Source organism: Providencia rustigianii DSM 4541, from assembly GCF_000156395.1.
Classification (GTDB): domain Bacteria; phylum Pseudomonadota; class Gammaproteobacteria; order Enterobacterales; family Enterobacteriaceae; genus Providencia; species Providencia rustigianii.
Genome location: NZ_GG703819.1, coordinates 499,369 through 514,904 on the forward strand (window position 1 = coordinate 499,369; position 15,536 = coordinate 514,904).

Genomic DNA, 15,536 nt, shown 5'->3' on the forward strand with positions numbered 1-15,536 from the left:
TAGCTCGGAAGCAAAAATAAATATTTGAGTTGTTTTTTGTTAATGGTTTTTTACAAGGAGTAAAATATAGAGTTAATTTAATGGGATGAAAATGTGGATAGTCCAAAATTGCGATCTGTGCCCCGCAATTTACCTGTTTTATAGTGAAATAATCAAAAATCTATCTATAGATTCACAAAATAGGTTATTTAATCACTTAATTCATAAGTTAATAAAATCACAGCCCGTTTATTTTCTCTATAAATCATTCCCACTAAAAATATATAACAACTTGATAGTTATCATAAATAGTACAATTTTGATTTTGTGACCTACAATCCAGCTTGACCATGAAACTCAAGCTGGATTACATTTTTATGAATTACCTTGTGAAATTTTGGAATTACCTTGTGAAATTTTGGTTTGATGCGTTGTTGCCTAACATCATATTTGGTACAAGATGGGTATCCATTCTTGGCATAGTTAATGAATCTCGGCTATCAAGCGCAGCCATGTGCTCCGATATTAATCGCATATGACTATCACTCTCGATATTTTGATGATTATAAATGTATTGCGTAGGCTTTATCTCGCTAACTGAAGTATAGCGATCAATAAATTGCTCAATCGAAATGCTATTTGGATGATTGATAAAATGCAGCTTTAAGTGCCGATGGGATTGTTTTTCTACACCAAAAACTTGGCGTAAAATAAGCACCGTATTTTGTTCATTATCGATTACCAATAGGTCATCATCATATCGAGTAACCACCAACGAATCTAAATTTTCAATCGGTAGCATCAAGGTATCAACTAATAAGTCATTAGCATTATTATCAATAATGATGGCTTGATAATGTTGCCAAGTATCTTGTGAAATCGAATACGTATCTTGGCCATCACCAGCATTTAACACGATTTGTTTAACATTTTTGATTATCGATGGAACCAAAGTATCATTCTCTTTGCCACCTCGAATGATCAACGAAGAACCAATATGAGAACGATTTTCTCCATTCTCCTTTTCAAGCATATCGACATATAAAATTTCACCACTTTCAGCAGATAGCAACAGACCGTGCCCTATGTTCTTAACGTTCTTAAATTGTAGATTTGGATAAAGATCTACAGCCTCCGGTAGCGCAGTCGAGGAAAGAAGCAACCGATCTTGACCAAAAGCTGAGTTTAATTCTATTTCACTTATGGCTGATTGCCGATACAGTTTTTTATTCACTGTATCAAAGATCAATCCCCCCATATTTTCAGCATCTACCCCTAAGAATTGCAGATTATTTTCAGTGGATAAACTAGACGCAACAATGATTTTTCCATTGTCATACCAGGCGGGTATGAGTTGCTGACCTGAAGAGTCCCTAATTCCCAATAAAGCGATCGTTTTACAGCAATAATAATCCTGCAATTTGCTCCACCAAATAGGATTTTCTGTAAACCACTTTTCATTCAATCCCACCGGATGAAATTCACCTTGGGCATTAATTTGGCCTATAACACCATCGACATTAACGACAAATAAACTACCTTTCCAGAAAATTACATTCTCTATAAATGGCATATTCATATACCATGCTGTGGGTTTCGTTGCATCCAAGACATTCTGACCAGGACCAACCTGCCGATAGAGTTCTTTATTTTTTGCACTATAGAAATAGAAAACTTCGTTTCCAGTAGAGTCAAATATATTTCCAATCAGAGCTAGGTCATGAGGGATAGACCAGTGACTCTGTACCATTTTAGGATTTAGCGATATTTCCCCATGACCCAGTGAAGGTGACAGGTTGGGCTTTATTAACAGATTGTCTAAGCGTCTTAGCCAATAACGATGTTCGACTTGATTATGATCTACACCATAGAGAGTCAACAGCTCCGATGCTCTGGAATCAATTTGATTAGTATGGTTATTTTCCTTTTTCACGCCACTGATCATGTAGCCATGTAAAATGTCTCGTACAGTGCTTTGAGTCAGTTTGGGATCTGTTTTAGCCAATTCTATTAATCGCTGATGTTCCGCATTTAAGCTCAATATCTCAATATTATCTTGACCCAGTCGGAAATGAGCGACCTCATTTGAGTCATTATAGCGGCATGAAAAATAGAGATCCTCACCCCCTCCCCATATCTGCATAATTTCAAAAGCACGATCAATGTCATGATTTAATTGGTATTCTGTGACAAGAGATCCACTCGCAATATCCACTTTCCAGATGGATTTTTGCGTAGGGAGATAAAAGTAGGCTTCGCTTTTTGAAATAAACCCTAGAATAGCATGTTGTTTATTTTCATCTAAAGTATCAATGAAAATATAGCGTTTATTGGTAACATCATAGAATGCTTTTCCTACATTTTTACCATTATACTGATGATTATCAATAACAATATATTGCCCATGCAATTGATGCTTATCTGCATAATGTTGTAGATGAGAATCCAAGGACTCTGTTGAATCTTTCCACTGATTTTCATTTTCGCTAACAATATTTATCTGAGCTGAAGAAATATCAATTTCATTTATTTCACTTTTCTTATTAATCACCCATATCTTCTCTTGCTTACAGGTAATATCGATCTCTATTTTTACACCACCGATAATTAAATTATTATTTTTAATTTCAATAGTATCATCAGCTAATAGGCTGGAATTAATAATCCATTTTGATGGTTTATCCGCTTGAATATCATCCATGAGAACAACTTTTATACCCTGATTAAGATTAAGCTTATATTCCCCACCATTTCCCTTAAGTTTATACTCAATTTTTCCATACCATTCTTTGGCTAATTGAGGAACAACTAGTTCCCTATTTTCCTCATCCAAAATAATATCAATTGGCGTATTTACATACTCATGAAAAATTTGGGTGATTGTATTTTCACTTGGGAAAATATAAAAATCATAATCAAAATTATCCGCTTGCTCTAAACGTCGAATAACATTAAAGCCACTATCATTACGGGAAGTACAGCCTGGCCATAAATTGTAGCTATACTTGATATATGACTTAGGGATTACGGGTAACATAACTGCTTTAGCATTTTGAAAATCGACTTGATGAACCGCATCCTGATAGCCAATTCCTCGACGAATATTTATTGCCTGCTGCTTATCTTTTACCATCGTTGGGAAATTGCCCGCCCAAAAGATATAATTTTTACGACCACCACCGGCTGAATGAGGAGTTGTACGATAGATATATTGGCTATCAAATTGAATCTGATTATTTTTAATGTCAATCGTATTAAATACAGCCCCAAATTTTGGAATAAATGTTTCTTTATCAGCAAGGTAATCATAACCATTGCCTTTATATGCTTGGTCTAAAGCATAAAAATAACTTCCGACGGCTTTAGCATCTTCCCCTATAATCGCGAAATTACGGGCTAGACCAACAAAACCAATCCCTAGCCCGGCAACTATCACACTTGCACTACCTAAAGCGGCAGCGGCTGTCGCACTGCCCATTGCACCAAGCCCAATACCTGTAACGCCCGATGTGAGTCCCGCCGAGTCAAATGCAAGTTGAGTACCAAAAATAATACGTTGGGGGTCATTTTCTGCATGACTTAATTCATATATATCAAAACCAACTAACGCGCCACTAAATATGACAGTTAACCCTTCATTTGCAGTTTTAGCAAAAGAGGAAAAAAAGCAGCTAATTTCTTTTACAGAGATATTACTTTCATTATTAAGCCCTAGCTTTATTATCTGATTTATTTTTATCATATCATTCATAGCACCATGAGCCATCATGGTATAGTTGACATAGCTATGAATTTTTAATGCTAGAAATAAATTTGGCGCATTTCTTCTTACAGATGATTTATCGAGATTTTTTTCCTCAATCCATTGAATAAGTGATTGAATAGCAATACCTGCATTTAGTCCATCTACAGAGATTGAATTTGCCTCATGGTTTCTTAAGCGTATTTTATTTTCTTCAAATTGATAATACTTTCCAAATATACCCATTTGCTCCATTGAATAGCGATGGAATCGCATAAATGTGTGATCAGATGTTTCAACCCATCGAGTTATTTCCGTATCTTTTATATTAATAAATTTTATTTTATAACGATCATTTTCAATTACTTCGACTGAAGAAAATAAAGGGATCCAGTTTTCATTAAGGGAGTACTCTGAAGATAGATTTATCGATGCAACATTAATTCTCTCTCCCCATAACTCGGCATCAAGTATAGCCAGTGTGGTTTTTAATTTTGTGTCATGAATAATTTCATCTTGCTGATAAATAATTGCATCAATTTCTTTCTCTTTAATTGATTTTATGGATAGTGGCTCTAATAGACTTAAATCCTTGACGGTTAAATGGTCACCTACAGAAACGCTTTCCATATCATCTGTATTAATGAAAACTAATTCAAAGGCTGGCTTATTATTTCGCTCAAATGAAGAGTAGTAATCTGCCATTTTTTTATCAACAAAGAATGTTTTTAGTGCGGAAAATAAACGTTTACTATTCTTAAAAGAAAATAACCCAAAATTAGGATCATAAAAATAATAACTACTTTTACCATCAACAATAATCTTTCCAATTAGCATTGCATGTTTTTTACTATTCAGAGCAAATAGTTTTGTTTCCTCTTTCATTTCTAACAATGTTTGTATCTGCTTTAGCTCCATCACACCATGGGAAAAAGAAGATTCAACTGCATTGATATTGGAATGAAGATTTTTTAGTGACGATTGCAATAACAGAGCATCTCGGCTTTCAGGATCAGCAGCTGCAATATACAATTTATCAATGAGAATATCTGCCCCTGCTTGCCCATTACGAGCCAAAGCAACAGACATTGCTCGAACTAGGGGATAGCAACGTCCACTCGAATCTCCCTTCATCAAGGATAAATAAAAGTCTTGTGGTATCAATCGATTCGTCTTGCTGCCTAACGAAGAAAATAACTCACTGAATTTACCCGTTTGAGTGAGAACCTTTGATATGTATTCTGAATGGCCAACTTCTTGAATAAGCCGATATAATGCACCTCTTTCTTTAGCATTATACTCACTTGTTATATACAATTTTTTTAATTGTTGGGATGACATCGTTTCATCAACACCTGGAACAGTGACCTCCAAATATTGCTTAGCCCCAAGATTAAACTCACTTTTAAAGCGTAAATTACGTGTGACTTTATGCAAATAGATGAGATTATCGTAGCGTTCATTGACTGTTAGATGATAATCATAATTTGCATTAACACTGATATTCGTATCATAGTCATTAATTTTAATGACAGCATTCATTCCTTTTTTAGCTTTCACACTCTGCCATAACCATCCATATTCTACTTCACGCAAATCATGAAATAGTTCACTATATTGTTTTTTATTTAATGAAATAATAGTTTTATTCATCTCAATCATATTTTTTAATATTGTTCTTTTTTCACTATCTATTGTTTGAGAGAATTCAATTTCTAACTTTTCACGAGATTGATTAAGAGCTGTAATTTGATGATCCAGTTTTCGTTTAATTTCATCTCCGATATCTAACCACGTTTTTACTGAGGTATTTTGCTCTGATGGAGTTTCAAATAAATCTTCATCATTTGGAATATCACTAAATGTAATATTGAATTTTTTAGCTGCAACTTTTAAGTCTTGATGAATTTTATTCCGATAAATATCAAATCGTTGCTGTTTGAGTGGAAGTAAGTAATCACCCGGTAGTTGTACTTGTACAACATTACTTTCAGTAATCGCAAAATACTTTCCTTTTTGAGGTTGTAAAATTAAATTCCATTTTTCATTTTCATAATGCATAAATAAACTAGCTTTTGTTGTATTATTTTCCCTATTATTATAGTCTCGCTCATCTACCGCCATAACAACATTATCGTATAGCAATGACGCGTCAGGCCTATTATCACGATAAACACGATATGTTTCAGAATTAAGTTCCGTTACAACAACAGAATCGCCAAGTAATAATCCTGTAAATAAAAATTTTTTATCTGGGTACTTAATTAGAATATCAATATACTCGACTTGCTTACTTTCTTTATTTCTAATTTTTGACTCTAAAAAATAGCTTTCAATAGAAGATGGTTGATCCTCTCCATAACTGTCATCAATAAATTCCACTACATAGTTATTACTATTTCCTTTTGTGAATATAACCTTTCCTTCATTTGGAGCCTGTAAAATTGCATTGAGCTCTTTCGTATTAATAATATATTGCTGGGAGAAGCTAACAGGATCTTGCTTAAATATTTCTATGTTTTTACTCGGTAAACGTTCAGATGGATGCCCACCGCCAGCTAAACTAGTATCAATGTAAGCCTCTCGAACAGATTGAGCGAGCAATGCAGGATGCTCAACATCATAACCATAAATTCTAAGCTGAGCCTCAAGGCATTTATCGACTGGTTTTTCTGTTAATAATGATTCAGTCACAGCCTTAGCAATTATCTCCGCACGAGCCTCTCCGTGGCTACTAGACTGCCCTTTCAGGGTTTCTGAATAAGAAATACCTTTATCTACCCGGTACATTCCTATTGGCACATGCTCAAGAAAAGCATCTTCTGGCATTAATTCTCTCAGTTGTTGGCTAACTTCAATCGCATCTTGTAAATTTGCATTAGAAAAATAAATAACCGCTTGATCAGTTAATTTTCCTAAGTTTTTAGGGCCCATAATTTTTGACTGCATAACCCGCTTATTTGGATCATGTTCATACAATTTCATTAATGCTTGTGATAAAGAAATAAAATTTTCTTTTTTAACATTTATTGTTAAGCGAGACATGAGCATTGAATGATTATTATATCGTTCTTTATAATCTTTAGGTAAAAATCGATAGGAAGTACCATCTAATAAATCATGGTCAGCTAAGCTAGAAAAATAATCATCATTTTTACCTTGGACTCTAACTTCAACACTTGGTTTATCGGTAAGTAATTTTTTAAACTCACTTAAAAATATTTTCTGTTCATCAATGGTTAAACCTACAATACCATCAGGTCGATTACCGCTGTAGTGAAAATAGGCAATACTTGTAATTTTACTTTCTAATGCTTTTTTCTTATTAATTATTGATTCACTCCATCCTCCATTATTTTTATATTCTGTTTTTATTTCTGTTACCAATCTATTTAATGTTGTACTTCCTTTCGCTCGCTGCTCTATTATTTTCGTTGTTGAAAATAATGAATCATGACTGTCCTTTCCCATAATAATATCCTTATTTAATATTCATATTAATTATCAACGACATTAAATTTTTAAATGTCATTAATATTAGTAACATAAAAAATAAAAATATTTAAATATACTTAATCTGGATTTTTTATACTTATTAAATAATTCGAAAAGCATTTTAGATGCAAAAAAAAACGGGAAGATTTCTCTTCCCGTTTATTAGACTAAAGCAAATTAAAAATTATGCTTGGCCTTTCACTTCTTTCAGACCATTGAATGGCGCATTTTTACCTAACGCTTCTTCAATGCGGATCAATTGGTTGTACTTAGCAACACGGTCAGAACGGCTCATAGAACCTGTTTTGATTTGACCTGCTGCAGTACCAACTGCTAAATCAGCAATTGTTGCATCTTCAGTTTCACCTGAACGGTGAGAGATTACCGCTGTATAGCCAGCATCTTTCGCCATTTTAATCGCAGCTAACGTTTCAGTCAGAGAACCAATTTGGTTGAATTTGATCAGAATTGAGTTAGCGATGCCTTTATCAATACCTTCTTTTAAGATCTTAGTGTTGGTTACAAACAGGTCGTCACCAACCAGTTGGATTTTGTCACCAAGAACTTTAGTTTGGTATGCGAAGCCATCCCAGTCAGATTCATTTAAACCATCTTCAATAGAAACGATTGGGTACTGTTTAGTCAGCTCTTCTAGGTAATGAGTGAACTCTTGTGAAGTGAAGGTTTTGCCTTCGCCTTTCAGTTCATAGTTACCTGTTTCGTTGTTGTAGAACTCAGATGCTGCACAGTCCATAGCAAGAGTAACGTCTTTACCTAAAACATAACCTGCTTGTTCAACAGCTTCTTTGATAGCAGCCAGTGCAGCAGCGTTAGATTCTAAGTTTGGAGCATAACCACCTTCATCACCAACGGCAGTGTTCATGCCTTTAGATTTCAGCACTTTTGCTAAATGATGGAAGATTTCAGAACCCATACGAACCGCTTCTTTCAGAGTCGATGCGCCAACAGGTTGAATCATGAATTCTTGGATATCAACGTTGTTATCTGCGTGCTCACCACCATTGATGATGTTCATCATTGGCAGAGGCATAGAATATTGACCGTGAGTACCGTTCAGATCAGAAATATGCTCATACAGAGGCATACCTTTTGCCGCAGCTGCCGCTTTTGCGTTTGCTAAAGAAACAGCCAGAATTGCGTTTGCACCAAATTTAGATTTGTTTTCTGTACCATCCAGGTCAATCATGATTTTATCGATATTTGCTTGATCTTTAGCATCTTTACCGATAAGTGCTTGAGCGATTGGACCGTTTACAGCTGCAACAGCTTTCAGAACACCTTTACCCAGAAAACGTGATTTATCACCATCACGCAGTTCCAGTGCTTCACGAGAACCTGTAGATGCACCTGATGGAGCTGCAGCTAAACCAACAAAACCACCTTCTAAATGTACTTCAGCTTCAACAGTTGGGTTACCACGAGAGTCAATGATTTCACGACCGATCACTTTAACAATTTTGGACATTAGGTTTTCCTCAGTACAAGTTAAATTTCGGGAAGTTAGCTAAAAATGCCGACTTCCCCGTATCTTATTTCAACTCACCTTTCTGGTACTTACCAGCGGCTTTAACAAAACCTGCAAACAACGGATGACCATCTCTTGGGGTAGATGTGAATTCAGGGTGGAACTGGCAAGCCACAAACCATGGATGGTTTGGATTTTCGATAATCTCAACCAGTTTATTGTCCACAGAGCGGCCTGCAATATTCAGACCAGCATCTTCGATGCGTTTCAGCATCATATTATTCACTTCATAACGGTGACGATGGCGTTCGATAATAGTATCTACGCCATACATACCATGAACAAGGCTGCCCTCTGTCAAATGACATGGTTGACCGCCAACACGCATGGTTCCACCAAGATCGCTCTCTTCAGAACGAACTTCAAGATTGCCATCTTCATCACGCCATTCTGTAATTAGCGCAACGACTGGATATTTACAATCTGCTTTGAATTCAGTGGAGTTAGCATCTTCCATATGCGCAACATTACGCGCAAACTCAATCAGAGCAACTTGCATGCCTAGGCAAATACCTAAGTATGGGATTTTGTTCTCACGTGCATATTGTGCAGTTAGAATTTTCCCTTCAATACCGCGAGAACCGAAACCACCCGGAACTAAAATAGCATCCAGACCTTTCAGTAAGTCCACCCCACGGGTTTCAACATCTTGAGAATCAATCAATTTAATATTGACGGTTAAGCGATTTTTCAAGCCCGCATGTTTCAGCGCTTCAATTACCGATTTATAAGCATCTGGTAATTCAACATATTTACCGACCATACCGATGGTGACTTCACCCGCTGGATTGGCTTCTTCGTAAATAACTTGTTCCCACTCAGACAAATCAGCTTCTTTGCATTCTAAACGGAAGCGGCTACAGATATATTCATCCAAACCTTGTGCTTTCAGCATGCCTGGAATTTTATAAATAGAATCTGCATCTTTCAGAGAAATAACTGCTTTTTCTGGGACATTACAGAACAGTGCAATTTTCGCACGTTCGTTCGCTGGAATAACGCGGTCTGAACGGCAAATTAATACATCTGGCTGAATGCCAATTGACAGTAATTCTTTGACTGAGTGCTGTGTAGGCTTGGTTTTGACTTCCCCTGCTGCCGCTAAATACGGCACTAAGGTTAAGTGCATATACAATGTATGCTCACGACCTACTTCTGCCGCCATTTGACGAATTGCTTCAAGGAATGGCAGAGATTCGATATCACCAACAGTACCGCCGATTTCAACTAATACGACGTCATGACCTTCACCACCACGGATGATGCGATCTTTAATTTCGTTAGTAATATGAGGGATAACTTGGATAGTCGCGCCTAAGTAGTCGCCACGGCGCTCTTTGCGTAAGACTTCAGAATAAACACGCCCCGTCGTAAAGTTATTGCGACGTGTCATTTTAGTACGGATGAAACGCTCATAATGACCTAAATCCAAGTCAGTTTCAGCGCCGTCTTCTGTAACGAAAACTTCCCCGTGTTGGGTTGGGCTCATAGTACCTGGATCTACGTTAATGTAGGGATCCAATTTCATAATGGTTACATTGAGTCCACGGGCTTCGAGTATAGCCGCCAATGAGGCTGCGGCAATGCCTTTACCCAGAGAGGATACGACCCCGCCGGTCACAAAAATATAGTTAGTTTTCATGCTGAACCTGAACGTTTAGGTTTAAAAGATGATGGATATAACAGGACGGGAAAACAGTATACCCGAACCTTAAATTCCCTACAAATGTTCTAAGCGTAATAAGGTTAGTTTTCATCAATACCTTAATAATATCAGCAAGTTAAAAATAAAAATATTTATCGTTTGATAAATAGTCACTTTTTACCGCACTATTCACCTGTTTTGCAAGATTAACACATTATAGAGTAAAAGCTAAATCCTTTCAGCTTCATGTATAGCTTTAAAAATGCTATTTTGCATTAAGTTTGATTTTGAATAACTATTTCAATCCGCGATTGTATCTACCTACAAACACTATTCATCTGATTTGATAGAAACCCACAAGGCTTCCATCTCATCAAGTGTAGCAGTTTCTGTCGTTTTGCCACTTTCTGCTAATCGCCTTTCGATTTCACGAAAACGTCGCTCAAATTTATTGCATGCTTTTTGTAAGGCAATTTCTGGCTTATGGCCTAAATGGCGAGATAAATTCACCGTCGCAAACAGTAAATCACCAATTTCTTCTTCGAGGTGCTGCTCATCAACGACGACTTGTGTAGCCTCCTCCATCACTTCGGCCAGTTCTTCGGTAACTTTATCTGCCACCGGACCTAAGGTGTCCCAATCAAAGCCCACAGAAGCACAACGTTTTTGAATTTTGTAGGCTTTCATTAAGGCTGGTAAAGTGTTTGGAATATCATCCAATACGGAATATTGCTCTTTTTCTGCACGTTCTTTTGCTTTACGCAGTTCCCAACCCGCAATAACTTCGCTGCTACTCAGTTGGTTGTTAGCATCAAAGATATGAGGATGGCGGCGTTCTAGTTTATCGCTCACTGCTTGGCAAATTTCATCGAAATCAAACAAGTTTTGCTCTTTTGCCATTTGGGCATAAAAAACCACTTGAAACAGCAAATCCCCCAACTCACCTTTTAAATCAGTAAAGTCTTCACGCTCAATGGCATCGAGCACTTCATAGGTTTCTTCAAGGGTATAAGGGGCAATGGTCTTAAACGTCTGTTGCGTATCCCACGGACAGCCATTTTGCGGGTCACGCAAACGCGCCATAATAGTGAGTAACCGTTCAATTTGTTTATTGCCCTGCTGCATATTTAACCCTTATCAATAAATTAGTTAGTTATGATTTAATGAGGGTTATACCTTAACGAAATTAAATTGAATACGCTAAATCTTCAGATTTTTATTAAAATAACTATTAAAAATTATTTTCAAAATAGTTTGGATGCACAGCTAGGCGAGCGCGCGCAGCCAACAACGCTGCGCGCCAAAATATGAAGGAAATGCATTTTCAAAATAGTTCGAGTTGTAGGTAGGCGGCAATTGAACTAATCCCTAGGAGCATACATAAGTATGTGACTAGGATTAGTGAATGCAGCCAACACCCCTACAGCTCGAAATATGAAGAAAATTAGGAAGAATGGCGTTTCGCCTCGATAACATCCGGCAACTGATTTAACTTCGTCAGAACTCGTCCCAGTACTTCGATGTTATACAACTCGATGGTCATATCGATGGTGGCGAGCTGCTGCTTCACATCGCTGCGGCTACTCACCCCTAATACATTGACTTTTTCATTCGCTAAAATCGTCGTGATATCGCGCAGTAAGCCACTACGGTCATTGGCTATCACTCTGACAACTAACGAGTAGCCACTGGAGTAATTTTCCCCCCAAACAGCATCGATAACGCGCTCTGGCGCGTGGCTTTGCAATTCAGCAAGTTGTTCACAATCGGCACTATGAATAGAGATACCGCGACCTTTTGTGATAAACCCGACGATTTCATCCCCCGGAATTGGCTGGCAACAACGTGCTATATGGTGCATTAAGTTACCCACACCTTCGACGACCACACGCCCACTACCATGGGAAGGCGCTCTTGGTAACGCTGACTTACTCTCCAGCGTTTTCATTGCTGCGCGGTCTTCTTCTTCCGCCGTGACTTTATTAAACTTAGCTTGTAAGAAATTAACTAGCTGGTTGATACGGATATCACCACCGCCAATGCCCGCCAAGACTTCATCCAATGAATGCACATTGTAGCGAGCAATCAACAATTTTTCGGCTTCTCTCAAGCTGATATCCAGATGGGATAATTCACTATCCAGAATCTGACGTCCAGCCAGAATATTTTTATCGCGATCTTGTTTGCGGAACCAGTTTTGAATTTTTGCGCGGCCGCGGCTGGTTGTCACATAACCCAAGTTTGGATTTAACCAGTCGCGACTCGGGTTTGGATGCTTTTGAGTGATAATTTCAATTTGATCGCCCATCTGCAATTGATAGCTAAACGGTACAATCCGTCCACCAATTTTCGCCCCGATACAACGATGCCCCACATCACTATGAATGTGGTAAGCAAAATCGAGTGGCGTGGAACCCGTTGGTAAGTCGACAACGTCCCCTTTTGGCGTAAAGACGTAAACTCGGTCATCAAATACTTGGCTACGAACTTCATCCAGTATTTCGCCAGAATCTGCCATCTCTTCTTGCCATGAGATTAACTTACGTAGCCACGCAATACGGTTTTCATAGCTACTACCTTTACCAACGCCAGTTGAGCCTTCTTTATATTTCCAGTGCGCCGCCACACCTAATTCTGCATCTTCATGCATTTGGCGAGTACGAATTTGGATTTCTAACGTTTTACCATTTGGCCCCAGTACTACGGTATGAATTGATTGATAGCCATTCGGTTTAGGGTTCGCCACATAGTCATCAAACTCATCCGGTAAATGACGGTAATGAGTATGTACAATCCCTAACGCAGCATAACAATCTTGTAGTCGCTCAACCACGATACGCACAGCTCGCACATCATACAGCTCACCAAATGCTAATGATTTTTTCTGCATTTTGCGCCAGATGCTATAGATGTGTTTTGGTCGACCATACACTTCCGCTTGAATTTGCTCTTTGAGCATATACTTACGTAATGTGGTCACAAAATTATCAATGTATTCTTCGCGATCAATTCGGCGCTCATGGAGTAATTTTGCGATTTTTTTGTATTCATCGGGATGCAGATAACGGAAACAGAAATCTTCCAATTCCCATTTTAATTGTCCGATTCCTAAGCGGTTGGCTAATGGCGCATAAATATTGGAGCACTCTTTAGCTGCCAATACTCGCTCATCTTCACTGGCATCTTTAACTTCACGTAAATGCGCGATACGCTCTGCCAGCTTAATAACAACGCAGCGAAAATCTTCCACCATCGACAAAAGCATGCGACGGATATTATCCACCTGTACTGAGCTGGTTTCATTCGATTGAGTGGCTTTGAGTTCGCGAATGGCATCCATCTCAATCACACCTTTAACTAGTGCATGAATGGATTGACCAAATTCATCGATGACAGATTGGTCGTCGAGTTTTCCCTCTTCAACCAGAGAGAAGAGTAATGCGGCTTGTAGGCTTTCTATATCCATACTGAGTGTGGATAAGATTTCCGTCATTTCAATGCCGCGCCATAGCAGCAGAGGACCGATTTCTTGCCCCAATAATTTATCGTGACAATACTGCCAGGTATGGATGAGTTTTTCTTCTGATTGTTTATTATTCAAACCCAAGCCAGTGACCCATTTTTCGGGGTCAAATTCACCTGCTGGGGTTAAATGCGCACTTCTTACTGCAACCATATATTCTCCCTACCTGTTAACCCTCTGGGCTACGAATGAATAGCGCCATTGATTCCAGATGACTTGTATGCGGAAACATATCCAACATCCGCAACTGATGTAACTGATACCCGCCTTCAAGTAATACTTTACTGTCTCTTGCTAATGTTGTTGGATTACAAGAAACATAGACAATTTTTTCTGGCATCAGTTTAGTTAAATGTTCCATTACTCCTGCAGCGCCTGCTCTAGCAGGGTCTAGCAATACTTTATTGAAACCTTGCTGCGCCCATGGTTGAGTATGGATTTGTTCTTCCAAATTAGCATTATAGAATGATGCATTATTAATTGAGTTGAGCTGTGCATTACTTCTGGCCTGACTGACTAAATTTTCAACACCCTCAACACCAACGACAGATTTTGCTATCCGCGCAATAGGTAACGTAAAATTACCCATACCACAGAAAAGATCCAATACTCTATCTTCAGGGCTTATATCCAACCATGCTATGGCTTGCGCCACCATTTGCTGATTAATTTCCCCATTCACCTGAATAAAATTCAAGGGATTAAACTGCAATGATTCATCAGCAACTTGATATTCTGGCAACCGTGTTGATGGCTCAAGAGGCTGTAATTCGCCTTCATCCCCCGCCAACCAAATGTTTACTTGATGTTTCTGAGCAAATTCTAGCAAACGGTTTCTATCTGAAACGTTAACGGGGACTAAGTGGCGTAGCAGTATAACGTTACCGTTATCTGCATGAATAAGCTCAACGTGCCCTAATTTGGCGGCTATCGATAATGAATTTAAACACTCAGAAAGCGGTGCAAGTAGCGCATCTAGTTCAGTGTATAGCACCGGGCAACTTTTAATATCGACCAGTGTATTAGATTGAATTTGACGAAACCCCATCACCAAATGCCGTGATTTATTTTGGTATTGCAGACCTAAACGCGCGCGACGGCGATAGCCATATTCCTCACCACTGATCACGGGAGTGGCTGGCTTCGTAACACCCGTTTCTCGCCTCATTAGATGTTGAAGAGACTGGGCTTTGCTTTCTCTTTGCAAGGCAATGTCAATATGTTGCTGCTGACAGCCGCCACATTGGTTGAAATAACGGCAACTAGGTTTGACTCTTTGAGGGCTACTACTTAGGCGTTTAATTACTTTCGCTTTTGCAAAATGGCGTTTATCTTCAGTAATCTCGATTTGAGCCTCTTCACCAGGCAACAGCCCTGCAATAAAGACCGCCTTTCCATCTAGGCGAGCAACACCTTGCCCAGCGGCATCTAAGCTATCAACGACAACCGTCATCTGACGGCGTTGGGTAGTACGGCGATTTGGCGAGTAAAATTGGGCCATAAGTAGTCACTAAGTGGTGTTAAATTAATTCTATCTGAACCCGTAATCACAGTTAAAAATGGCGCTGTAAGCAACGCACGATTTCAGATAATTTGTTCCAAAATT

At 38.4% G+C, this 15,536-nt stretch carries 6 protein-coding genes; all 6 read right to left on the reverse strand.

All coding sequences use genetic code 11. From position 1 onward, the window contains the following. Positions 1 to 382: 382 nt before the first annotated feature. The 6 genes from PROVRUST_RS12215 to rlmD all read right to left on the reverse strand — a co-directional run bounded on the left by PROVRUST_RS12215 (position 383) and on the right by rlmD (position 15,431). On the reverse strand, positions 383 to 7,192 hold the full coding sequence (locus PROVRUST_RS12215; RefSeq protein ID WP_006815143.1) for a TcdA/TcdB pore-forming domain-containing protein: 6,810 nt from the start codon (positions 7,190 to 7,192) through the stop codon (positions 383 to 385). A gap of 208 nt (positions 7,193 to 7,400) precedes the next feature. Beyond that, entirely contained in the window at positions 7,401 to 8,702 is a 1,302-nt protein-coding gene (gene eno / locus PROVRUST_RS12220) for a phosphopyruvate hydratase (RefSeq protein WP_006815144.1), read from the reverse strand. Between the two features lie 64 nt (positions 8,703 to 8,766). Beyond that, positions 8,767 to 10,404: a glutamine hydrolyzing CTP synthase gene (pyrG, locus tag PROVRUST_RS12225; protein WP_006815145.1), complete on the reverse strand. Its 1,638-nt coding sequence runs from the start codon at positions 10,402 to 10,404 to the stop codon at positions 8,767 to 8,769. Between the two features lie 333 nt (positions 10,405 to 10,737). After that, positions 10,738 to 11,532: a nucleoside triphosphate pyrophosphohydrolase gene (gene mazG, locus PROVRUST_RS12230; protein WP_006815146.1), complete on the reverse strand. Its 795-nt coding sequence runs from the start codon at positions 11,530 to 11,532 to the stop codon at positions 10,738 to 10,740. Positions 11,533 to 11,851: 319 nt separating this feature from the next. Next, complete coding sequence (gene relA, locus PROVRUST_RS12235) at positions 11,852 to 14,083, reverse strand: GTP diphosphokinase (RefSeq protein ID WP_006815148.1); 2,232 nt, start codon at positions 14,081 to 14,083, stop codon at positions 11,852 to 11,854. A gap of 16 nt (positions 14,084 to 14,099) precedes the next feature. Then, positions 14,100 to 15,431 carry a 23S rRNA (uracil(1939)-C(5))-methyltransferase RlmD gene (gene rlmD, locus PROVRUST_RS12240; RefSeq protein ID WP_039855179.1) on the reverse strand — a complete coding sequence of 444 codons (1,332 nt, stop codon included), beginning with the start codon at positions 15,429 to 15,431 and terminating at the stop codon, positions 14,100 to 14,102. Positions 15,432 to 15,536: the final 105 nt, after the last annotated feature.

Excerpts from the sequence above, each read along its gene's own strand:
- PROVRUST_RS12215 (WP_006815143.1), bottom strand. The coding sequence starts at position 7,192 with ATGGGAAAGGACAGTCATGATTCATTATTTTCAACAACGAAAATAATA.
- eno (WP_006815144.1), bottom strand. The coding sequence starts at position 8,702 with ATGTCCAAAATTGTTAAAGTGATCGGTCGTGAAATCATTGACTCTCGT.
- pyrG (WP_006815145.1), bottom strand. The coding sequence starts at position 10,404 with ATGAAAACTAACTATATTTTTGTGACCGGCGGGGTCGTATCCTCTCTG.
- mazG (WP_006815146.1), bottom strand. The coding sequence starts at position 11,532 with ATGCAGCAGGGCAATAAACAAATTGAACGGTTACTCACTATTATGGCG.
- relA (WP_006815148.1), bottom strand. The coding sequence starts at position 14,083 with ATGGTTGCAGTAAGAAGTGCGCATTTAACCCCAGCAGGTGAATTTGAC.
- rlmD (WP_039855179.1), bottom strand. The coding sequence starts at position 15,431 with ATGGCCCAATTTTACTCGCCAAATCGCCGTACTACCCAACGCCGTCAG.